The sequence below is a fragment of the Haloferax sp. DFSO52 genome (assembly GCF_048158745.1).
Lineage (GTDB): Archaea > Halobacteriota > Halobacteria > Halobacteriales > Haloferacaceae > Haloferax.
Map to the genome: position 1 here is coordinate 784,871 of NZ_JBLOPB010000001.1, position 20,440 is coordinate 805,310.

27 protein-coding genes are annotated in these 20,440 nt (G+C 61.6%); 14 read left to right on the plus strand and 13 right to left on the minus strand.

The annotated features are described in order from the left end of the window. The first annotated feature begins 31 nt into the window (after nucleotides 1-31). Nucleotides 32-832, plus strand: a complete 801-nt coding sequence (locus ACK3SC_RS04035; protein ID WP_416838835.1) for a TrmB family transcriptional regulator — start codon at nucleotides 32-34, stop codon at nucleotides 830-832. Between the two features lie 33 nt (nucleotides 833-865). Here the strand turns inward: ACK3SC_RS04035 and ACK3SC_RS04040 are convergent, their stop codons facing one another. Further along, nucleotides 866-1,213, minus strand: coding sequence for a HalOD1 output domain-containing protein (locus ACK3SC_RS04040; RefSeq protein WP_416838836.1), 348 nt, complete (start codon nucleotides 1,211-1,213; stop codon nucleotides 866-868). Between the two features lie 66 nt (nucleotides 1,214-1,279). Further along, nucleotides 1,280-1,612 carry a hypothetical protein gene (locus ACK3SC_RS04045; protein ID WP_416838837.1) on the minus strand — a complete coding sequence of 111 codons (333 nt, stop codon included), beginning with the start codon at nucleotides 1,610-1,612 and terminating at the stop codon, nucleotides 1,280-1,282. 254 nt (nucleotides 1,613-1,866) lie between these two features. Here ACK3SC_RS04045 and ACK3SC_RS04050 point away from each other — a divergent pair, with 254 nt between their 5' ends. Then, a complete protein-coding gene (locus ACK3SC_RS04050) occupies nucleotides 1,867-2,046 on the plus strand; it encodes a hypothetical protein (protein WP_416838838.1) in 180 nt (59 codons plus the stop codon). Nucleotides 2,047-2,088: 42 nt separating this feature from the next. On the opposite strand, the gene ACK3SC_RS04055 is transcribed toward ACK3SC_RS04050, so the two are convergent. Both ACK3SC_RS04055 and ACK3SC_RS04060 read right to left on the minus strand, forming a co-directional pair. Then, nucleotides 2,089-3,627 (minus strand): (R)-citramalate synthase, encoded by a 1,539-nt coding sequence (locus ACK3SC_RS04055; RefSeq protein ID WP_416838839.1) that lies wholly within the window; start codon nucleotides 3,625-3,627, stop codon nucleotides 2,089-2,091. A 227-nt stretch (nucleotides 3,628-3,854) separates the two neighbouring features. Beyond that, on the minus strand, nucleotides 3,855-4,202 hold the full coding sequence (locus ACK3SC_RS04060) for a DUF192 domain-containing protein (RefSeq protein ID WP_416838840.1): 348 nt from the start codon (nucleotides 4,200-4,202) through the stop codon (nucleotides 3,855-3,857). A gap of 126 nt (nucleotides 4,203-4,328) precedes the next feature. Here ACK3SC_RS04060 and ACK3SC_RS04065 point away from each other — a divergent pair, with 126 nt between their 5' ends. The 3 genes from ACK3SC_RS04065 to ACK3SC_RS04075 all read left to right on the plus strand — a co-directional run bounded on the left by ACK3SC_RS04065 (nucleotide 4,329) and on the right by ACK3SC_RS04075 (nucleotide 7,557). Beyond that, entirely contained in the window at nucleotides 4,329-4,853 is a 525-nt protein-coding gene (locus ACK3SC_RS04065; RefSeq protein WP_416838841.1) for a hypothetical protein, read from the plus strand. Between the two features lie 90 nt (nucleotides 4,854-4,943). Then, nucleotides 4,944-5,495 carry a GMP synthase subunit A gene (locus tag ACK3SC_RS04070; RefSeq protein WP_416838842.1) on the plus strand — a complete coding sequence of 184 codons (552 nt, stop codon included), beginning with the start codon at nucleotides 4,944-4,946 and terminating at the stop codon, nucleotides 5,493-5,495. A 148-nt stretch (nucleotides 5,496-5,643) separates the two neighbouring features. Then, nucleotides 5,644-7,557 (plus strand): DUF2070 family protein, encoded by a 1,914-nt coding sequence (locus tag ACK3SC_RS04075; protein ID WP_416838843.1) that lies wholly within the window; start codon nucleotides 5,644-5,646, stop codon nucleotides 7,555-7,557. Between the two features lie 77 nt (nucleotides 7,558-7,634). Here ACK3SC_RS04075 and ACK3SC_RS04080 read toward each other — a convergent pair whose 3' ends face one another. Beyond that, nucleotides 7,635-7,841 carry an HVO_0649 family zinc finger protein gene (locus ACK3SC_RS04080; RefSeq protein ID WP_416838844.1) on the minus strand — a complete coding sequence of 69 codons (207 nt, stop codon included), beginning with the start codon at nucleotides 7,839-7,841 and terminating at the stop codon, nucleotides 7,635-7,637. 174 nt (nucleotides 7,842-8,015) lie between these two features. Here ACK3SC_RS04080 and ACK3SC_RS04085 point away from each other — a divergent pair, with 174 nt between their 5' ends. After that, nucleotides 8,016-8,861 (plus strand): hypothetical protein, encoded by an 846-nt coding sequence (locus ACK3SC_RS04085; RefSeq protein WP_416838845.1) that lies wholly within the window; start codon nucleotides 8,016-8,018, stop codon nucleotides 8,859-8,861. 127 nt (nucleotides 8,862-8,988) lie between these two features. Here the strand turns inward: ACK3SC_RS04085 and ACK3SC_RS04090 are convergent, their stop codons facing one another. The 5 genes from ACK3SC_RS04090 to ACK3SC_RS04110 are packed head-to-tail and all read right to left on the minus strand — an operon-like array spanning nucleotide 8,989 to nucleotide 10,377. Continuing rightward, on the minus strand, nucleotides 8,989-9,243 hold the full coding sequence (locus ACK3SC_RS04090; RefSeq protein ID WP_416838846.1) for a DUF3194 domain-containing protein: 255 nt from the start codon (nucleotides 9,241-9,243) through the stop codon (nucleotides 8,989-8,991). Further along, nucleotides 9,244-9,627 (minus strand): prefoldin subunit beta, encoded by a 384-nt coding sequence (locus ACK3SC_RS04095; RefSeq protein ID WP_416838847.1) that lies wholly within the window; start codon nucleotides 9,625-9,627, stop codon nucleotides 9,244-9,246. A 43-nt stretch (nucleotides 9,628-9,670) separates the two neighbouring features. Beyond that, nucleotides 9,671-9,940, minus strand: a complete 270-nt coding sequence (locus ACK3SC_RS04100) for a KEOPS complex subunit Pcc1 (RefSeq protein WP_416838848.1) — start codon at nucleotides 9,938-9,940, stop codon at nucleotides 9,671-9,673. A gap of 1 nt (nucleotide 9,941) precedes the next feature. Continuing rightward, nucleotides 9,942-10,076, minus strand: a complete 135-nt coding sequence (locus ACK3SC_RS04105) for a DNA-directed RNA polymerase subunit P (RefSeq protein ID WP_058572543.1) — start codon at nucleotides 10,074-10,076, stop codon at nucleotides 9,942-9,944. A gap of 31 nt (nucleotides 10,077-10,107) precedes the next feature. Next, nucleotides 10,108-10,377, minus strand: a complete 270-nt coding sequence (locus ACK3SC_RS04110; RefSeq protein ID WP_416838849.1) for a 50S ribosomal protein L37ae — start codon at nucleotides 10,375-10,377, stop codon at nucleotides 10,108-10,110. A 114-nt stretch (nucleotides 10,378-10,491) separates the two neighbouring features. Here ACK3SC_RS04110 and ACK3SC_RS04115 point away from each other — a divergent pair, with 114 nt between their 5' ends. Together ACK3SC_RS04115 and ACK3SC_RS04120 are read left to right on the plus strand one after the other, a co-directional pair. Beyond that, nucleotides 10,492-11,529: an NAD-dependent epimerase/dehydratase family protein gene (locus tag ACK3SC_RS04115; RefSeq protein ID WP_416838850.1), complete on the plus strand. Its 1,038-nt coding sequence runs from the start codon at nucleotides 10,492-10,494 to the stop codon at nucleotides 11,527-11,529. A gap of 165 nt (nucleotides 11,530-11,694) precedes the next feature. After that, complete coding sequence (locus ACK3SC_RS04120) at nucleotides 11,695-12,177, plus strand: DUF6326 family protein (RefSeq protein WP_416838851.1); 483 nt, start codon at nucleotides 11,695-11,697, stop codon at nucleotides 12,175-12,177. Between the two features lie 97 nt (nucleotides 12,178-12,274). Here ACK3SC_RS04120 and ACK3SC_RS04125 read toward each other — a convergent pair whose 3' ends face one another. Continuing rightward, nucleotides 12,275-13,000 carry a DUF2103 domain-containing protein gene (locus tag ACK3SC_RS04125; RefSeq protein WP_416838852.1) on the minus strand — a complete coding sequence of 242 codons (726 nt, stop codon included), beginning with the start codon at nucleotides 12,998-13,000 and terminating at the stop codon, nucleotides 12,275-12,277. Nucleotides 13,001-13,153: 153 nt separating this feature from the next. On the opposite strand from ACK3SC_RS04125, the gene ACK3SC_RS04130 reads away from it, so the two are divergent. Beyond that, nucleotides 13,154-13,960 carry a hypothetical protein gene (locus ACK3SC_RS04130; protein ID WP_416838853.1) on the plus strand — a complete coding sequence of 269 codons (807 nt, stop codon included), beginning with the start codon at nucleotides 13,154-13,156 and terminating at the stop codon, nucleotides 13,958-13,960. An 84-nt stretch (nucleotides 13,961-14,044) separates the two neighbouring features. On the opposite strand, the gene truD is transcribed toward ACK3SC_RS04130, so the two are convergent. Together truD and pth2 are read right to left on the minus strand one after the other, a co-directional pair. Then, entirely contained in the window at nucleotides 14,045-15,397 is a 1,353-nt protein-coding gene (truD, locus tag ACK3SC_RS04135; protein ID WP_416838854.1) for a tRNA pseudouridine(13) synthase TruD, read from the minus strand. Next, nucleotides 15,397-15,735 (minus strand): peptidyl-tRNA hydrolase Pth2, encoded by a 339-nt coding sequence (pth2, locus tag ACK3SC_RS04140; protein WP_416838855.1) that lies wholly within the window; start codon nucleotides 15,733-15,735, stop codon nucleotides 15,397-15,399. Before pth2 ends, truD begins: the two co-directional genes overlap by 1 nt. A gap of 99 nt (nucleotides 15,736-15,834) precedes the next feature. Between pth2 and ACK3SC_RS04145 the strand changes: the two genes are divergently transcribed. The 5 genes from ACK3SC_RS04145 to ACK3SC_RS04165 all read left to right on the plus strand — a co-directional run bounded on the left by ACK3SC_RS04145 (nucleotide 15,835) and on the right by ACK3SC_RS04165 (nucleotide 20,415). Next, nucleotides 15,835-16,575, plus strand: a complete 741-nt coding sequence (locus tag ACK3SC_RS04145; RefSeq protein WP_416838856.1) for a YIP1 family protein — start codon at nucleotides 15,835-15,837, stop codon at nucleotides 16,573-16,575. A 53-nt stretch (nucleotides 16,576-16,628) separates the two neighbouring features. Then, a complete protein-coding gene (gene dcd, locus ACK3SC_RS04150) occupies nucleotides 16,629-17,222 on the plus strand; it encodes a dCTP deaminase (protein ID WP_416838857.1) in 594 nt (197 codons plus the stop codon). After that, nucleotides 17,219-18,118 carry a thiamine-phosphate synthase family protein gene (locus ACK3SC_RS04155; protein ID WP_416838858.1) on the plus strand — a complete coding sequence of 300 codons (900 nt, stop codon included), beginning with the start codon at nucleotides 17,219-17,221 and terminating at the stop codon, nucleotides 18,116-18,118. The genes dcd and ACK3SC_RS04155 overlap by 4 nt, the downstream gene beginning before the upstream one ends. Next, nucleotides 18,115-18,822 carry a class I SAM-dependent methyltransferase gene (locus ACK3SC_RS04160; RefSeq protein WP_416838859.1) on the plus strand — a complete coding sequence of 236 codons (708 nt, stop codon included), beginning with the start codon at nucleotides 18,115-18,117 and terminating at the stop codon, nucleotides 18,820-18,822. The genes ACK3SC_RS04155 and ACK3SC_RS04160 overlap by 4 nt, the downstream gene beginning before the upstream one ends. A gap of 144 nt (nucleotides 18,823-18,966) precedes the next feature. Then, nucleotides 18,967-20,415 carry a 2-oxo acid dehydrogenase subunit E2 gene (locus ACK3SC_RS04165; RefSeq protein ID WP_416838860.1) on the plus strand — a complete coding sequence of 483 codons (1,449 nt, stop codon included), beginning with the start codon at nucleotides 18,967-18,969 and terminating at the stop codon, nucleotides 20,413-20,415. Nucleotides 20,416-20,440 lie beyond the last annotated feature (25 nt).

Sequence of the window (20,440 nt, forward strand, 5' to 3'; positions counted from 1 at the left end):
CACTGGGGAACCCCCCGTGAGGTTGGGACACATGACTACTACTGACAGTTTGGAGGACGCAATCGAAGTCCTCCAGCAACTTGGCTTGAAAGAATACGAGGCGCGATGTTTCGTCGGCGTGTCCCGTCTCCACACGGGAACAGCAAAGCAATTGAGTGAGATGACGGAGGTTCCCCGAACGCGGGTGTACGATGCGATTAGAGTGCTGGAGGCGCAAGGCCTGGTCGAGATCCAGCACTCGAGCCCGCAGCGGTTCCGGGCGGTTCCGCTCGATGAGGCGACCGAGACACTGCGCGACCAGTACGAAGACCGAGTCGATAGACTCCACAATGCGCTGGACTCGGTCGAAATCATCGACGGAGACGACGAGAGAGCCGTCCAGCAGGTGTGGGCGATGTCCGGGCGCACCGCGATTGAAAATCGGACGGACCAACTCATCGAGAAAGCGTCCGAGGAGATTGTGCTGGTACTGGGCGATGAGTCACTGCTGACCGAGGATCTCGTTGCCAGACTCAACGACGCCGTTGCCGACGTCGATCTTCTCATCGGCGCGCTGACGGAGTCGCTTCAAGACCAGATCCAAACGGCGGTGCCGGACGCCACGACGTTCATCTCTGGCCTAGAGTGGCTACACGGCGAGAACGCTTCCGAAGACGAGACGGCAATCGGCCGACTCCTCCTGACTGACCGCTCGACGATCCTCGTGAGTTCTATCATGCCCGGCAGCAAAGAGGAACAAGCAATCTTCGGCGAAGGGTTCGGGAATGGTCTCGTCGTAATCTCCCGACGGCTCATGGCTCAAGGGTTGTTGACCGCTCGTGACCCAAAGTAGTGGTCTAGCGACGAGCGGCTACTGACCAATCCTTCAGCGGACGCAACTGTCGGTCAGTTCTGGAACACGTTCACTGCAGAAACGGTCATCGAGCATTTGAAGAGTGAGATACTCACCGTTGTCAATCGTGATGTGACAACCGTTGTAGACGGATGAGAGGCGTCCACCTGTCCGAGGCGTCCCGTCGTACCGTGGGCCGAACAACGCATCTAACGCGGTTGGATCAACGACGTTCCCCAGCGGTCGGAGCGAACTGGGTTCACGACCGTCGACTGCGCTCACCGCGCGTACAACGGCCGTGCTGACCAATTCGTCGGCACCGATTTCATACTCCACAATACTAGGTGGTACCGGACTACCAAAGCCTCTGATATTTTTCACCCGTTTTATCAAAACAGAATTCAGAGAGTGGTGGAGAACTGGACGTATGCAATCTACACTCCAGGGTTAGCGATGTATCAATCCCAGTAATCGGCTTCGAACGTCATCGGCGGAGTCGTACGTTTGGTTATCGGTTGGAGCAAGCACTTCTTCGAGGGATTCCGTCCCACCCTGGGTTTCTATATCGTAGTCGCCATAGGCCTCGACCAATTCATCCGTCGTGATTGGATAGTCCTGGGCTTCGAGTACCGCATCAAGGCCACCAAGGCGCCCATCAGGATCGCCGCTTTTCGCTCGGTCTTCACGAGCGCGGTCACGTACTTCTTCTCGCTTCCGCTCTGGCTGTTGTCGCTGTTCGTCCTCTGGGTTCTCGTCTCGGCCACGTTTGTCGTCTGACATCTTTAGCAATAGGCGCTCGATTCGGATGATTGTTTCGAGCAGATTGGTTCGCGCATCTATGTGATTGACGTGCCACGGAGTGTATATGAGCCAACCCTCTGAGCTGAGTCGGTGGTCACGAACGCTCCTCTATCCCGGGACGACCTCATCTCGAGGAACTATGCGATTCATTGACTCACCCTGCCGCAGTCTACCGATTACACTTTCACTCCACTAGGATTCGATACATATTCCCTCCATCCGTTTGCAGATGTATGAGTGCGAATGCGGCGAACACGAACACGAGCGAAGACGGTGGGACGCGCCGAATAGACGTCACGACGGTCCGAACTGGCCGCGTCGCCGACTACGCGGAGTCGACACTCGGTGACGATGCGATCGGATTCGAACGCCGAGGTGGGTGGACCTACCTCGTCGCGAAAGAGAACCGCTGAACGCGGCGTGAACGTCGAATCTGAGACGACGACCTCGTCGTTTTAGTCGTCTGCAGACGTGCGTTCCAGCGTCGTCTGTTTTGTTTCGAGCAGTCGGTCGAGCGCGTCCACCATCGCCTGGACACTCGCTCGCGTGATGTCTGCATCCGATGCAGCGACGGTGACACTTCGGTCGCCGAGCGACATGGTCACTTCGACGGTGACGACGGCGTCGGTGCCGCCGGTAATCGCGTCGACGTGATATTCGTCGAGTTGGGCGTCAGCGTCTGGGCCGAGTGCTTTTCGCACCGCTTTCACTGCGGCGTCGACCGGACCGGACCCGATTCCTGAGGCGACGCGCTCTTCGCCATCGACGTTGAGTCGGACGCTCGCTGTCGGTGTTCCACCACCGGATGCGGCCGTCAAGTCGAGGAGTTCGACAGTCCGGTCACGCTCGCGCCCCTGGACGTCTTCTGCGAAGGCGAGGAGGTCAGCGTCGGTGACGCGTTTCCCTCGGTCGCCGAGTTCCTTCACGCGACTGACGACTGCCGCGACTTCGTCGTCTGTCGCATCGACGCCGTGTTCGTCGAGGGCGGCTTTGACGCCGGCGCGTCCGGCGTGTTTCCCGAGGACGAGACGACGCTCACGTCCCACCGTCTCCGGCGAGTACGGTTCGTACATGGCGTCGTCTTTGAGCGTTCCGTCGGTGTGGATGCCGCTCTCGTGTGTGAAGGCATTCTGACCGACGACTGCCTTGTTCGGTGGCAGCTCGATGGCCGTCGCGTGGGCGACCTTCTGCGCCAGTGCGTAGAGTTCGTCGAGTTTCACCGTCTCGATGTTGTAACAGTGATGGAGCGCAATTGCGACCTCTTCGAGCGCGACGTTGCCGGCGCGTTCGCCGATTCCGTTGACCGTGGTGTGGACGAGGTCTGCACCCGCGGCGAGGCTCGCGTGGACGTTCGCCATCGCGAGGCCGAGGTCGTCGTGGGTGTGGGTCGACGTGGGGCCGTACTCTGCGAGGCGGGAGACGACTTCGTACGTGTGTTCGGGACTCGTGTGGCCGACCGTATCGGCGAAGCAGAACCGGTCTGCACCTGCGGCGTGGGAGACCTGTGCCAGTTCGTCCAAGAACTCTGTCGACGCCCGCGAGCCATCTTCTCCGATGACTTCGACCCACAGGTCGTGGTCTTTGGCGTAGGCGACGAGTTCGTCCGTCGTCTGAATGACGCCGTCGCGGGTCGTTCCGACCTTCGACTCGATGTGGCGCTCGCTCGCCGGGACGACGAGCGTGATGCCACCGACGTCGCAGTCGAGTGCGAGGTCGATGTCGTTCTGGACGCCCCGTGCGAAACTCGTCACCGTCGCGTCGAGACCGAGTGACGTGACGCGTTTGATGGTCTCGCGTTCTCCGGGGCCCGTACAGGCACTCCCCGCTTCGATGTAATCCACCTCGGCGCGGTCGAGTGCCAGCGCGATGTCTGCCTTCTCGTCCGGTGTCAGTGAGACACCGGGCGCTTGCTCGCCATCGCGGAGCGTAGTATCTAACAGCTGTATCGCCTCAGAAGTGCGTAGCTCGGGGGTCTTCCCGAATCGTTCGTTCACGGTAGAATCGTGTCCTTGTAAGTTAGAACCGTTGAATTTCACAGCCAGCCGTCTCGCGACGACTTACTCTATCCTCCGTCGGTGTGGTATCTCCCGACATAGTAATTGAACACATCTGTTGTAAGATGTATAAAAGAGATGGTTCCGACAGTTATTGGTGTCTCGTTGCGGGGAGGGCTGTCCGGTCGTGCAGAATGGCTCGTCAGAGAGCCGAGAACAGCCTCCGATTATTCGGAAAGTTGCACCAGGTCGCCGGGCTCGACGTCTTCGGCGGCCCCTGCGGGGAGTTCGATGATGGTGTCGGCCATCCCGAATCCGATACCAGTCCACGCGGAGAGTCGCTTTTTCTGTTTGACTTCGTCGCCGATGAGCCAGAGGGCATCGATGTCGAACGGAACGAACACCATGTGGAGACTGTGGTGGTCGGCGTCGTCGAACCTGAAGACGAGTGCGTAGTCGTCGGGGACCGACCCTCGAAACATTAGCCCACGGGCTTTCGAGAGGAACGAATCGGCCGTCTCGACGTTCGATGCGAGCGTCGACTGGTCCCCGTTCTGGCGGTGTACGAGCCTCACTGATATTTTTTGGACCGTGGACATGATGAAACCTCCGCTGAGTTCTGTCTCCCCCAACTCAGTCGCTTCTGTCGGCACTCCCCGACTGAAAGCAACGTTTACACCGGTGCTGGCCGCACCTCGACTATGGAACAGACGCCGATTGGCACGCCCGTCGGTGTAGACGACCCCTACGACCACGCCGGCCGGTGTGACCACCTCACGGGCGACGGGAAGTGCCGACTCGCCCGCGAGTACGCCGACCGCAACCCCGAGTTCGCTCGCGAGCGCGCACGCTTCGACTACGAATGCGTCGCCGCCGACGAAGACTGCGAGTTTCGCGACTGCCCACACTACGCCTCCACGACGAACGGCCGCGAGTGTACTCGGTGCGGCATCGAAGAAGTCCGCATGGCCCACGACTCGTCGGCCCGCCCACTGCTCGAAGAACATCACCTCTCGTACGGCAACCGCGACGGCGACGACCCCTCACACGAGATTACCGTCGCACTCTGCCGGTGGTGCCACACGAAAGTCCACAAGTCGTTCGCGCGTATCGACGACGACGCCGCACCCGACCCGGAGGCCATCGCTGCACGTGAAGCGCGGCGGACGAAAGAGCTCGAAGAGATGGGGTTTCAGTCGGCACGCGAACGCGCGGACGACGAGTGACCACCGACAAACGTGCCAAACTAATGCACGGACACGCGCATCTCGACCGTTCTTCGAACCACTTTTAGGCACGCTAGTCCAACCCGAGATATGACCCGCATCGTCGTCATCGACAACCACGGGCAGTTTACCCACCTCGAACGGCGCGCACTCCGTGACCTCGGCGTCGACACCGAACTCGTCGACAACGACACGGCCCCAGAAGCTATCGACGCAGACGGCATCGTCCTCTCCGGCGGCCCGGATATGGACCGCATCGGCCGCTGTGCCGACTACCTCGACCTCGACGTTCCGATTCTCGGTATCTGTCTCGGCATGCAGATTCTCGCCGAAGAACTCGGCGGCCGCGTTGGCTCCGGTGAGTACGGTGGCTACGCCGACGTCGACGTCGAAATTCTCGACGACACCGACCCACTCATTGGCTCTCTCGCACCGGAAACGCGCGTGTGGGCGAGTCACGCCGACGAAGTGAAAGAAGTTCCCGAAGGATTCACCCACACCGCCACGAGCGACGTGTGTACGATCGAAGCCATGAGCGACACCGACCGCGACCTCTACGGCGTCCAGTGGCACCCCGAAGTGGCACACACCGACGAGGGCGAGGAAGTCTTCGAGAACTTCATCGCGATCTGCGAACAGTAAGCCCGGCTTGTCGGGGCCGCATCTCGTCGCCTCGTTCGCACAATCGAGGCGAAAAACCCGCCCCCTCGCGGCCATCTTCTATCTCCCATCCGTTTCTGGCCGGAATAATACGAGGGATTTACCCTACTCGAATCAGTCTGTTCCGAAAATGACCTCCACGCAGAGCGACCTCGCCGGGTTGTCGCGGTTCATCTTCCGCGCGCCCAACTGGTATACGAGCCTCGGGTTCGCCTTGCTCGTCGCCGCGATGGCCGGTATCGCGGCGTTCGACTCGGGTGACCTCGAAAGCTCGTGGCGAGGCATCTTCTTCCTCGGTCGAGACGCCTGGGAAGGCATCTTCTTTATCGGCATTCCGACGGTCGTCGCAGCGTTCGGGACGACTGGCGTCGACCGATTCGTCGGCGGCAAACTGACGCACAACCGCTCGTCGCTCCTCGCACTGGCGGGCGAAGTCATCATCGTCACCTTCGTCACGGTGGCGGCAATCGTTTCGGTGTTCACCGGACTCGGCCAGCGCTTCGTCTTCGACGCACTCGTCGTCGCCCTCGCGTCAGTCTTCGCGTTCCGACTGCTCATCGTCATGGCAGTCTCTCGGTCGTCGCTTCTCATCGCGGCGGTTCCGGCGAGTATCCAGACGCTCACGGCCGCAGCACTGCTCTTCATCTACAGCGGGACGCTGGCCTTCTTCGAGGTCGGTGGCCCCATCCTCGACGCGTATCTGCTGCCGTATCTGGCCCGCCCAGACCGTGCACCACCCGAACTCTCGGCTATCGCACTCAGCCACTTCCAACTGCTCGCCATCATGTGTGTCGTCTACTCGCTCGGTGTCTACGCCTTCCTGCAGGTTGTGGACCGACCGTGGCGACGCAGTCTCGGCGTGTCGGTGCTCGACTTCATCCGTGGATTCATCGGCCACGTCGCCGAGGGAACCCGAGAACTGGAAGACTTCTTCGAACAACTTGGGCAGGAAGCAATCGTTCCCGTGACGGTTCTGTCGTTCCGCCGTGACGACGGGACCGAGAAAGCGCGGTTCGTCTTGCCGATGATTCATCCGGGACCGATGGGTGAAATCGGCGGCGGCAACTTCCCCGAACGAGTCGCACGACGCTCCGAAGGCCTCGCGTTCCCGCCGCACGCGACTGCCGGCCACGACTTCAACCTCGTGACCGAACGCGAAGTCGACGTGGTTCTCGACGCCGCGGACGTCGCGTACGAGAACATCGAGTACACCGACGAGGCCACAGAGAGCGTCCGTGTCGCGTCCGGCGACGCGAAGATGCTCGGCCAGCGATTCGGCGACGACGCCGTCCTCGTCTCGACGTACGCCCCACTCTTTGCAGACGACGTGGAGTACGCTGTCGGCCTCTCGGCGTCTGCCGAGGCCCGAACGACTGGGCTCGATGACGTTCTCCTCGTAGACGCGCACAACTGTAACAACGGACTGCAGGGGCCGGACCTCGGCCACGTCACTCCCGGAAGCAAGCGCTCGTTCGATATGATTTCCGCGGCGGCCAACTCGGGCAACGAACTGTCCGAGTTGCCGACGGGGACGCTCGAACTCGGAACGGCGTGGGACCAGACGAAGTGGGTTCCACGAGACGGAATCGGTCCGCTCGGTATCCGCGTGGCAGTGACGGACGTGAACGACCAGGTGACGGCGTACGTCCTCATCGACGGGAACAACATGGAACCCGGCCTCCGAGACTACATCGTCGATGCACTCACCGAGGGGCCGGCTGCACCGGCAGACGTCGCCGAAGTCATGACGACGGACACGCACATCGTCAACACCGTCGAAGCAGAAAATCAGGTCGGCGCGGCAATCGACCACGACGAACTGCTGGCGACTATCGAGAACCTCGTCGAGGAGGCACGCTCGGACCGCGAATCTGTCACGGCAGGGATGGCAACCGAGCGTGCCGAAGTGACCATCTTCGGCAACGACCGGACTGAGACGCTCGCGAGTCACGCCAACGCCGTCGTCTCGATGGGCGGGGCGCTGGCGCTCGCCGTCATCCTCGCGTCGATGGCCGTCAGTCTCCTCGTGTTCCTGTTGGCGTAGGAGGAACCACCGATTTCTTTGCTTCGTTGGCACTCATCGATGTAAATTCGAACGACGAGAGGATTTGCCTCGCCGCACTACTTCAACGAGAGTGTCCGCGTCTCGATGTTCCCACAACTCGGACAGATATGTCGATAGAAGACGCTCGACCCAGTCGTCTTGGCAGACCACTCCCCCTCTTCGTCGTCGTATCCACACTTCGAACAGACGCGTTCGACATCCGTGTAGCGCTCTCGAAGTCTGTCTAACGCGGTCGTCCCTCTCGGAGTACGCCTGATTGACATGGGGTAACATACACCATGGGGATTGATAATTGTACCGGGTGATTTGACCGTTTTCACCGATGTATTCGGCAAAATCGCCCAAATCGAGTGGAATTACTTCACTGGTTGGCTCTTTTGGGTATCTCTCAAAACATCATTCAAAAACACTTTATAAATTGATACGTTCTCCCTACTATGGGAGCCCTCCAAGCCTTCGGAACAGCAAGTAAGACGCTACGACGCAACCCGATTTTGTTCGTCGTGACCGCAGCAATCAGTCTCTTTCAACTTCCCGGACTGGTCGCGCAGTCTATCGACCCGCTCCTTGGGAGTCTCATCTCGCTCGTGTTTAGCGGGCTACTGCTATTCGTCATGCCGTTTTTCATCGGCGGCGTCATCGGCATGGCGAACGAGGCGACGAGTGGCCGGACGACTGTCGAGACGTTCGTGAGCGAGGGGAAAGCGCACTACGTCTCGATACTGGCGGTGTACTTCGGATTGCTCATCCTCTATTTCGTGTTGGGGTTCATTGGCTTCTTCGCACTCGGCGTCGGTGGTGCACTCCTGTTTGCGAGCGGGTCGCAACCGGGCCTCGCCCTTCTGGCAGTCCTCGCGGTAATCAGCTTGGCTACCCTGTTCGTCTATTTTGCCGTCCTGTTCGTCTCGCAGTTCTTCGGGCATGCGATCGTCATCGACAATCTGGGGGCCATCGACGGCCTCAAACGGAGCCTGTGGTGTGTCCGGCACAACATCGTGTCCGTACTCGGGTACACCATCATCGTCACCGTCGGTGGTGCTGTGCTTGGCGTCTTCGGCGCGCTGTACTCCCTGCTCACCAGACCCTCGTTTTCGGCACCGCGTCCCGGGATGACAGAAGTAGGTACCTCGCCCGCTGTAACTCCACAACTACTCGACGTCCCATCGGTCGGCATCGCTGGAATGGTCGGACTCGTGGTCGTCTTACTCCTCGTCAGTAGTCTCTTCGGTGGGTTCTTCGCAGCGTACTCGACGGCGTTTTACCGTTCGATTCGGCCAGCATAGTCGAACTGACGGAGCAGGCCTTCTTCTCCCCAGACGACACGGACGCACAGCTCTCCATCGTCTTCCCAGACGACACAGACGCATCGCTCACCGTGGTGTGAGACGCGGGGGGTGCCCGCAGAAAACCCTACTCTTCGTCGGCGGCCGCGAACAGTTCGTCCACGGCTTCCTGTGCCGTTCGGGCCGCCTCGTCGGCGACTGTTTCGGCGTCGTCGGCGTCGTCGGGCGCGTTGATGTACACGTCCACGTCGAGCACGCCGTCTTCGAACGTCACAGTCACGTCGAAGTCAGTGACGCGCGACTGCTTGAACCGGGCGAAGATGAGGCCCTCTGCCGCTTCGGCGGCGGTCTGGACCACTTCTTCGTCCGTTGGCTGTGGCATTTATGCGCCGCCGGGGCCCATCGGGCCGGCACCGCCTGCACCGCCCTGCAGCATCTGCTGGAGTTCTTCCTGCAGACTCTCGAACTTCTCTTGGACGCGCTCTTCTTGCTTCGTCAGCTGTTCGACGCGAACTTCGAGGCTGTCGACTTTCTCTTCGAGGTCTTCCTGGGCGGACTCGTAGTCCGTCTCGATGAGGAGCTCGCCGACTTCGCGGTACATCTTCGAGTCAGCATCGACGCTTTCGAGCGTGGTGAGTGCGGTCTGTGCTTCGTTGAGTGCCGTCTCGGAGGACTGCTTCTGCTCGGAGACGTTCTGTGCGGTCTCCTGAAGGTTCTGCAGCTCTTCGAGTTTCTCCTGCGCTTCCGGCGGCAGACTTCCCTGCATACCCGAACCGACGGGACGCCGGCCCTAAAACACCCGCGGTCTGCTACGCAGTCTGTGAACGATTCTCGCTCGCGGCAGAAACGGCCTCTGCGGTCTCTACGAGGCGTATCCACGTATTTACGCCGGCACGAAGGGCGACGATGTCGTCGGCGTCGACGGTGACGACGACGGTCCGCCCATCGCGGTGGACGCGCGCACGTGACCGCGCATCGTCTATCTCACCGACTTCGACGGCGACACTCTGTTCGACGATGCGTGCGCGCCGCTCGTCGGGGTAGTCGAACTCGAGAGAAGCGCTGTGCGCGGGGCGCACGTTACTCGACGTTGACTTCTTTCACGTTGGGGGACCGCTCCTTCAGCAGGACGCGGTGCCCACAGTACGGGCAACGAACGCCACCGAACTCGTCCAGTTCGACGTCGCGCTTGCACCGGGAACACTTGTAGCTCATTGTGAGATGTGAGGAATCGAGGGTAACTCGGTTATTCGGACTCGCTGGTGAGTGCGGCGCGGATGGAACGGCGGACCTGCTTCCCGGCCGGGGTCTGGGGGCGGTAGGTACCGCCGGTGAAGACTTCGCCAGTCTTGTCGTTCTTCCAGATTCCGGTTCCAACGCGGGTGACGTTGTCGCCGTCGACTTTTGCGCTTCGCATCTCTGCTTCGATTTCCTTGACGCGGCGGCGGGCGACACGGCCGTACCGAGCACCGAAGCGCCCGGCACTTCCAACGGATCGTGCCTTCTTGTCGGCCATAGTAGGGCAATCTACCTCGGCGGTATGGATAAACCCTACGAGTCACGCCGGCGAGTTGCCCCCGAGACACCGCACCCTAGACACCGCTATGCCGACGCTGCGCGTATGAGTGGTATGACGACACACGTCGTGGTCGGAGCGGGCCCAGTCGGACTCGCAGTCGCAGAACACCTCCGAGAACGCGGTGACGACGTCGCGGTGGTGGCGCGACACCTCACCGACAAACTCCCCGACGGTGCCGAGCATCGACGTATCGACGTGACCGACGCAGCCCTCGCGAAATCGGCGTTCGAAGACGCCGACGTAGTCTATCACTGCGCACAACCGCCGTACGACCTGTGGCCAGAACTCTTCCCCGACCTGACGCGCGGTATCGTCGAGGGTGTCGAAGCCACCGGCGCACGGTTGGTCGTCGCCGAGAACCTCTACATGTACGGCGACGTTGACGACAGAATCACCGAAGACCTGCCGTACGCAGCAACCGGCCCGAACGGAAGAACTCGCGCGAGATGTGCTCGATTGGTCCTCGACGCCCACGACGAGGGACGAATCGAAGCGACCATCGGCCGTGCGAGCGACTTCTTCGGACCGCGTGTCCGCAACTCCGCCGTCGGCGAGCGAGTGTTCGGCGAAGCGGTCGAGGGAAAGCGCGCACAGGTCCTCGGGAAACCAAAACTCCCACACACGTACTCCTACGTCCCCGACTTCGCACGCGCCCTCGTGTTCCTCGGAGCGCAAGACGAGGCGCTGGGCGAAGCGTGGCACGTTCCGAACCCCGAAACTGTCTCGACGCGCCGATTCGTCGACCTCGTCTACGACGCCGCAGGCTTCGACCCCGACGCCCCCCGCATCCTCTCCCTTTCTGGCCCGCTACTGACGCTCGGCGGGGTCGTGAGTTCGTCACTCGATGGGTTGGTGAACTCACCACCCCTGAAGGAGTTCATCGAACAGCGCTACGCGTTCGAAGCACCGTACATCGTCGACGACTCCAAATTCCGAAGTACGTTCGACGACGCGGTGCCGCCGACGCCGCTCGAAACGGCTATCGAAGCGACTGTCGCGTGGTATCGCGACCAGCGGCCGGCGACTGGGCCGATTCACATCGAAACAGGAGAAGAACAGCCGTTCGAAGCGTCTTCGTCTTCCCAGTGAGTAGGGTTTCTGAGGTTGTCGGAATCTCAGGTAATCGGTAGTCGTGACCGTGCTGAATCCAGGGCACGTGTTTTGCAGGGTACCCCACAGGTTCGGTTTCGACGGAAACTCCCGAGATTTGGGAAATCCGCCTAGCTATTTGCTGTTAGCGAGAGAACAGTATTCATGGAGAGCAGTGGAAACGTCGGTCGACGACTGGAAGACACCAAGATAGATATAAAACTGAAGCTCTCAGCGTTGTGGATCTCGGTACTCTTTCTCTACATTTATGTCGACATTTTCAGCATCTACGAACCGGGTACTGTCGAAGGTATTCTAGTGGGAAGAGTCTGGGAGTTCGAGATAACTCCTCTCTGGATCATGGGCTCGCTCTTGTTGATGACTGTCCCCATTCTCATGGTGTTTCTCTCGGTGGTGTTACCGGCGAGGGTGAATCGATGGGTGAATCTCGTCGCCGCCATCGTGTATATCGTCGTCTCGTTGGGGAATACGCTCGGTGAGTCGTGGATGTATCTGTACGTCGGCGCGATCGTGGAAGCCGTCCTTCTCGGACTTATCGTCTGGTTCTCGTGGAAATGGCCTCGCATAGACCACGAGGATTCGAGCAAGCAAACAGAGTTCGTACAGATGGGGGATTCGGACGTCTAGTCGTTCTTTGCAGAGTCCACTCTCTGTATTCCGTACACGACTCCTCTCGATTTCTGCGGACATCACTAGAACCGCTTCGCTCACCCAGTCGGCGGCGTCACTCGTCCTGTAACTCGTCTTCGCGGAGTGCTTCGTTCAAATCGTCGCGGACGCGTTCGCCCATCTCGCGGTTCATCGCCGTCGTGACGATGCGATTCTCCTGCACGCTCGACCCGTCGCGTAGGAGGAGTCTGACGTTTCCATTGTCGTCGGCACGGGTGACTTTCGCCCGGAGTCCCGTCCGCGACCCAGTTCCACTGGCGTCGATGGGGCCGGGGATGACTTTCTTGACGTGTGGGTGGCCGGCGACGACGCCAATCGCCCGCCTGCCTTTTCGCCCGCCGATGAGCGTCGAGTGACTGCCGCCGAGTTTCTCTACCGGGGGGATATCGACGACTTCCAGTGCTCGCTCGTCGCGTCGGGTGAGAACCGCTTCGACCGGGTCCGTCTCGGACACTCGATAGAATTCGTAGTGAAGTTGCGCGCGCGTCTCGCGAAGTGGGTCACGTTCGCCAGCTGCATAGACCGTCTCCGGTCGTTTTCGGCGAATCTCGTCGGCGACGAGTCCCGCGAAGTTCCGCAGTTGGACGATTTTGCTGTCGCCGTCCGTCTCGGGGATGGTCGTCACCGTCGTCTCACCGACGATGTCGTCTTCGTCGAGAAACGTCAGCGTCGCGCGGTCCGTGTCGAAGGCGACGACGACGGCGTCACAGTTGGCGGTGTTGCAGGTCAGACAGTAGTCCGCTGGTTTCTCTAACGGATTTCCACACCGCCGGCATTGCATACCAGTCGGTTCAGGTGTGCGCGTACAAAAGACCGTTTATGTCGGTAGTCTGTGGGCGGTCGAGTCGATACTTTGAATGCGACCACTCACTGTGTTCGGCCGACGACGGTCCCGTGGCGAAAACTATTGGTGCCGTGTCCGTGAGTCCTGGGTATGCGCCGTCGCGCCCTTCTTGCGTCTCTCTCTCCGCTCGCTCTCGCCGGATTCGTCGGGCTGGTCGCCCTCGCACTCGACCCGGAGACGACCGTTCGTCTCGCAACCGAACTGGGTCGGTCGATCGTCGACACTGGCCGTGGAATCGCGTCGTATCTCCGACGGGCAGCACCCATCTCGACAGCCCTGTTCGCCGTCTTCGCGTGGCTTTCCGCGGGCTCGTTCCGCGCCTTTTTCGTCCACAAGGACCCCGTAGAGACCCGGTCTACCGCCGAACTCGTCTTCGCGCTCGTCGCCTCTGCAAGCATCCCGCTCGTCGCTGTCTTCGCTCGCGACAGGCCCCTCGTCGTCGTCGGGACGGGTGTCGTTTTCCTCGCCGCTGCCGGCGCAATCTTCGCCGGTCGGTCGAATACTGATGGCGTCGTCACGGGGTCGCTGTACGCCATGGCACCAGTCGCTCTTGGCGGAGCCGTGGCCTACGCACTCGTGGGTCCGAACGTCGCTCGCACGTCGGCACTCGCGCTTCCACTCGCAGTTGGCTATGCGCTTGGCGTTGCGAGCGCACACGGACGACACCGCCTCGGCGCAGCAGTCTCGACGGTGGCCTTCGCGATTCCTGTCTGGATGTACTTCCCACCGGCTGCCGAAGCGTCGGGATTCGAACTCTGGACCGTCGCGCTCGCTATCGGATTTGCGCTCGTTGCGACGGCCCTCTCGCTCCCCTTCGCCGCAATTGGCTATGCAGCGACCCGCAACGGAGTGGCGAACCAATCAGCCCCGGGCGACGCTCGAACAGCAGACCAGTAAGAGAGTAGCGTGAGACGCATACCGAGAGAGTGAGTCGCGGACCGAGAGAGTGAGTCGCGGACCGGGCGCGCTAACACTCGTCCGTTAGAGGTCCAGCGGGCCGGCTTTGAGATACTCTCGCATCACGGCCGTCGCGTACGACCCGTGTGGGAGTGCGAAATCGATACTGTATCCGTCCTCGTCCTCGTCGATAGAGAGGTCGGTTCGCACGAGAATCGCCCGTCGGGTTCCGGCCGAACTGAAATTCCCGGGGAGGTCGAAGTCGCCCTGCTCGAGGTCGAGGTCGTCGAGCACGTCGCGCTCGATTTCTCCCTGTTCTCCGTCTGCGAGTTCCGTCTCGGTTCCGACGAGTGGGGCGGTGACGAACGCGCGGCCACGTTCGATGTGACGGCTCATCACGTCGACGCGGCGACCGGTTGCAGACTGAAGACGGCTCACGTCGGGGAGTTCGAGCCCCTCGGGAGCGTCTCGGTCGGCGAAGCAGACCACGTCGCCTTCGATGGGTTCGTCGAACGGGAGACCACGGGTGAGTCGTTCTGAGAGGACTCGGTTGAAGACGTACGACTGGGCGGCGTTGACGAACAGGCGCTGGAGGTTCGACGGAACCGATTCGAGTGCGTTGCGCCAGTCCTCGTCGGTCTCTGCCCCGTCTTCGGCGAGTCGGTGGAGCATGCCGCGTTCGTAGCCGAGATAGCCCGGAATCGCGTCGAGTGCGCGATGCCAGTCTGGGTCGTCGGAGTCGGCTTCTTCGTCGACGATTTCTCGTCCTTCTTGCGTCTCTGGGGGTTCGTCTTCGGTCGGGCCGCCGCAGTACGCGAGGACGGCCTCGCGCCACTCGCCGCGGACGACGTGCAGGCCGACCGTGTGCGTGATGGGGCGGATGCTCCCGAAGCGCTGGTGGCCGAAGAAGTTGGGGACGCCCACCATATCTTCTCGGCCGCCGAACTCGCGGAGCGCGTCGGTGATAGTCGACGTGTTCTCTGGGTGGTCCGGGTCGCGGACGCGGATTCGGAAACCGTTCCCAGCGAGGTCACCGAAATCGAGTGTACGGCCGAGTCGGCCGACGACTTCGATGTCGGCGTTCGGAATCTCCGGAACGGTGGCAGCGTCGCCGCCGTGGACGGTGAACAACTGCGTCGTCACGGCGTGTTTGTCCTTCGTTCCGGCCCAGGAGACGCGCTCTCTGCTCGCGCCGAGTTCGTCGGAGAGGCGACCGGCGAAGTCGTTCGTGTCCCATCCGCGCAGGGTGACGCGGAGGACGAGGTTCGGAAAGTCACCGGTGTGTGCGTCTGCTGGTCTGATGTTGAGCGAGTCGAGTTCGAGTTCGCGAACCCGGAAGTCTTCGGGCGCGACGCGAAGCGTCCCCCCGGTTCCGTCTGCGTCACTCACGTAGTAGTCGATGCCGACCGTGCGTTCGAGCGGGTGTGCCTCGCGCATCAGTATAGCGAGAGGTCGCCCGTCACGCGGTCGATTTCGTCGTCGTCACCGGGGCCGATTGCGAGCGCCGTCACCGTGCCGGGGTCGACTTGCGTGTGTCCGGCGTCGCGGATGATGGCGGTCGGCAGGCCGGCGCGTTCGGCCTTGTCCGCGAGCTGGAACAAAGCCGACTCGCCGTTCACCTTCAGGACGACTTTCTTCTGTCCACTCCCTTTCCACTGCTTTCGCGTCTGTGTGTCCGTATCTTCGTAGGCGGACAGCGAGGCGTGGGCGACCTGCGCGGCGAGTTTCCCTCGACCCATGCCGAGGTCCGCTCGGGCGACGATGGCCTGTTTCATGGCGTGTTCTCCCCACCGACGGGGTAAATGTCCTCCCATCGTGGGCGTCGTTCTCCGTGAGCCAGAAAAAATTTAGTTGACAGTTTCGACGTTCGAATGATGGCTGGTCCCCGAACGCCCCTCTTCAAGCCTCGCGCATACTTCGAATCGAAGACCCCTCCGTTCGAGTTCGGTCGCGTCGTCGTCATTGTCGCACTCATCACCGTGATTGTCGCCGCCGGTGTGGGCGGTATCCTCTGGACGTTCACGAACCAACTCGACCAACAGGTGGCTGTCGACAACCCCGACCACAACCCCGAGTGGTCGTGCGAACAGTACCAAGAAGGTGGTGCATTCGAAGAGATGCCCGCCCCCAGTGGGTGTGACCCATCGGTCCCCGAGCAGGTCGACAGACGACTCGGTGACCTCGTCTGGCAGGAACTCTCGTGGGTTCCGTGGGCGATGCTGGTGTTCGTCCCGGTGACGTGGGTCGTCCAGGGCGTCTTGTTACACGTCGGAACGTCGCTCCTCGACGGGACTGGCCGCTTCACCGACACGCTCACCGTCGCCGGGTGGGGCATGGTCCCGAGCGCACTCCGCCTGCTCGTCGTCGGGACGTTCCTGGTCTACAAACTCGGTCGCATCTCGCTTCCGTCGGACCCTTCGGCGGCCGTCTCAGTTATGGAGTCGGCGCTTTCGGGACTCGGGCTCGTCACCGGTCTCGTGACGCTCGTCGTCGTCGCGTGGGCGACGTACGTCCGAACCTACGGCATCGCTCGCGGGCGTGACCTCGACCTCGCCGATGCGGCCATCGTCACGGTGGGACTGAGTCTCGTCGGCTTCGTCTTCGAACTGCTGTGACCCGCTCGCGTGAGAAGGTGGATTTACGTTGTCTGCTCGCACTCGTTTCCACAATGATACTCTCGGACGCAGATATCCTCGCGCGCCTCGAACGCGGTGACCTCGTGGTCGACCCAATCGACGACATCGACATGCAAGTGCAACCTGCGAGCGTCGACCTCCGACTGGGCACGGAGTTCCTCGAGTTCCAGCGAACCAACATCTCGTGTATCCATCCGAACCGCGAAGACGAAGTGACGAAGTACGTCCGCGAGACGCACGTCGACGAAGGTGACGACTTCATCCTCCATCCGGGTGACTTCGTCCTCGGAACGACCAAAGAGCGCGTCGAGATCCCGCCGGACCTCTTGGCGACGGTCGAAGGTCGCTCGTCGCTCGGTCGACTCGCAGTCGTCATCCACGCCACGGCCGGTATCGTCGACCCGGGCTACGAAGGACAGATTACGCTCGAACTGTCGAACCTCGGCACTGCACCCGTCGCCCTCCAACCCGGAATGCGTATCTCACAACTCGTCTTCACCGAGATGAAGTCGCCCGCAGAGCGCCCATACGGCGCAGAACGCGGGTCGAAATATCAGGGTCAGCGTGGGCCGCAGGCCTCTCGCATCGGCGACGACCCAGAGTTCACCAACCCATCTGACGAATGAGATTCATCGAGGAGATAGTCGTCGACGCGTTCCTCCCGACGTTTCGAGCGTTGCTCGCCGAGGACCTTCGCGACCGTGGCTTCACACAGGCGGAAGTCGCCGACGCACTCGGCATCAGCCAGAGCGCCGTCTCGAAGTACGCCCACGGCGAAGTCAGCATGAACGACCGCATCGCCGACGACCCACGTATCCACGACCTGGTCACGCGCGTCGGTGCGGGACTCGCCAGCGGCGACATGACGCCCGTGCAGGCGCTCGTCGAGTCGGAAGTCCTCATCCGCCAACTCGAAGAGGGCGACCTGCTGGCTGACCTCCACGAAGAGGCGATGCCAGAACTCTCCTCGTACGATGGATTTCACAGCATCCACGACCCAGAGGGGCACCTGCGTTCGGTCGAACAGGTCCGGGCGTCGGTTCGGCGTGGCCTGCGGATACTCACCAACACGTCCGGGTTCGCCGGACTCATCCCCAACGTCGGGTCGAACCTCGTCGAAGCCCTCCCGAACTCGACCAACATCGACGACGTGGCCGCGATTCCCGGCCGTATCTTCGACGTGAAAGGGAAGGCGACGGTCCCCGGAGAACCGGAGTTCGGCGTCAGTGAGCACGTCGCCAGTGTGTTGTTGTCTGCTCGCGCCGCCGGTGCCGACGTGAACGCAGCGCTCAACGTCGTCTACGACGCGGGCGTCGTCAGTGACCTCGAAGCGGCGGGCTACGAGTGCATCGAGTTCGACCCGGACGCGCCGACAGACCCCGTTCGTGCCACGCTCGAAGACCGTGACCTGCCCGAGACGTTCGTCGTCTACCAGACTGGCGGCTACGGTATCGAACCAATCACGTACATTCTCGGCCCAGATGCACCGACTGTTGCCGACGTCGTCCGAATCCTGCTGTGAAACCTTCAACGTCCACCACACCGTCGTCGCCTCAGTCTCCATCGTCAGTCGCGCAGTCGTTCTACACCCGCTGGGCGACACTCTACGACGCCATCGCCCGCCAGACACCGGGTGTCGGGTCCGTCCGAACGTCGGCGGCCGACGCCCTCGGACTCGACACAGGTGACACAGTCATCGAGATGGGGTGCGGAACGGGTGCGAATCTCCCGTATCTCGCCGACCGTGTGGGCCCCGACGGAACTGTCGTCGGCATCGACTTCTCGCCCGGCGTGCTCGACGTTGCGCGAGAGCGAGTCAGCGACTATCCACACGTCCATCTCGTCCGCGCCGACGCGACTCGCCCCCCGGTGGTCGACGCCGACGCCGTCCTCGCGACGTTCGTCTCAGGAATGTTTGGCGACCCCGGCGCGGTGGTCTCGTCGTGGGCGGACCTCGTTGGGTCGGGCGGACGACTCTGTCTCGTGGACCTCGCACGGACGACGCATCCGACGTGGCAGGTTCTCAACCCACTGTTTCGAGCGCTCGTCCGAGTGACCGCGCCTCCGAGGACGCGGACGATGCGACGCTCACCGACCGAGATGCTCGACGAACGTCTGGTTTCGGCCCACCGAGCGCTCGAAACACGGTGCGAGGACGTTGTCGCGACGACACACGCGCTCGGATTCGCCCGGATTCGAGTCGGAACCGTCACAGCCCAGGAGTAGACGAGCAGCGTCGATGAGCGGCCGATTGTGACAAATCTGGAATTTTCCGCACCGGAACTCACGGCCGAATCGATTCAACGCGCTATCATTTGAAGCTCGTCTGTTGACGAACTTATATCGTGGTTAATCGTGTACGTTTGTACCATGGCTTACATTGTCAAGATGCCCAAGCTCGGCTTGGAGATGAAGTCCGGTGAACTCTCTGCTTGGCTTGTCGAGGAAGGTGGGGACGTGTCCGAAGGCGAGCCAATCGCTGAAATCGAGTCTGAGAAGACGACTGCAGAGATTTCGGCGAAAGAAGATGGTGTGCTTCGACGGGTGTTCCTCTCCGAAGGCGACTCGACAAAACCTGGTGGAGTGGTCGCAATCGTCGCCGGTGCAGACGAAGACATCAGTTCGCTGGAAGCAGAGGCAGGGGGTGCCGCAGAATCGGCGGCGGACGAAGACGCAGCCGAAGAAGAGGCGACCGAAACTGCAACTGCTGCGGCGTCAAGTGCTGGCCAGTCAGATGCCACTGCGCAGAAGTCCGAATCGAAACAGGACGCCAGCGACGTCCGTGCATCGCCACGCGCGAAACAACTCGCAGCGGACCTCGGTGTCGACCTGACGACCGTCGAAGGGACTGGCTTCCAGGGCTCGATCACCGAGTCAGATGTCGAGGACGCGGCTGAGTCGGCAGCCAGCGATTCGGCAGCGGCAGAAGCAGACGTGGAAGACAGCGAAGAGAGTGCAGACAAGCGGGTGTTCGCCCCTCCCAGTGCTCGCCGTCTCGCTCGAGAACTCGGCGTGGATATCTCACGGGTCTCCGGGTCGGGCAAGAACGGCCGTATCACCGAATCAGACGTGCAGGCAGCGGCCGGGGCAGGTGGTGAACCAACCGCTGCGAAGACAGAACCAGTCGAGATGGAACGGCCACTGTCGGGGATGCGTCGAACCATCGCAAATCGCCTGGGACAGAGCTACCGCGAATCCGTCCACGTGACGGTCAACCGAAGCGCAGATGCGGAAGAACTCCTCGCGGCCGCAGACGCGGCGGACGACGCACTCGGTGTCGACGTGTCGATTTCCGACGTGCTCATCCTCGCCGTCTCAGCGGCGCTCGACGAGTACCCAGCGTTCAACGCCACGTTCGAAGAGAACGTCCACAAACTCCACGAGTCGCACAACATCTGCATGGCAGTCGACATCGACGAGGGCCTCATCGCGCCCGTCGTCCGCGACGTCGACTCGCTCTCGCTCGCCGAACTCGCCGAAGAACGTGCAGCGACCACCCAACGAGCGCTCTCCGGTGACTACACGATGGACGACTTGACCGGTGGGACGTTCACCATCTCGAACCTCGGCGTCCTCGGCGTCGAGTCGTTCGACCCGATTATCAACCCGCCACAGGTCGCCATTCTCGGCGTCAACACGATTCGCAAGCAGGTCGTTCCGACCGACGACGGAGACGTGGCAGTCCGCCGTGTCATCTCGTTCTCACTGTCGTTCGACCACCGAATCGTCGATGGTGCCGACGCAGCACGGTTCCTCGGAGCTCTCGTCGAACACGTCGAAAATCCGTGGTCACTCGTCATCGCCGCAGGTGGGAACTAGACGCGAGTCGCGCAGTCGGGCGAAA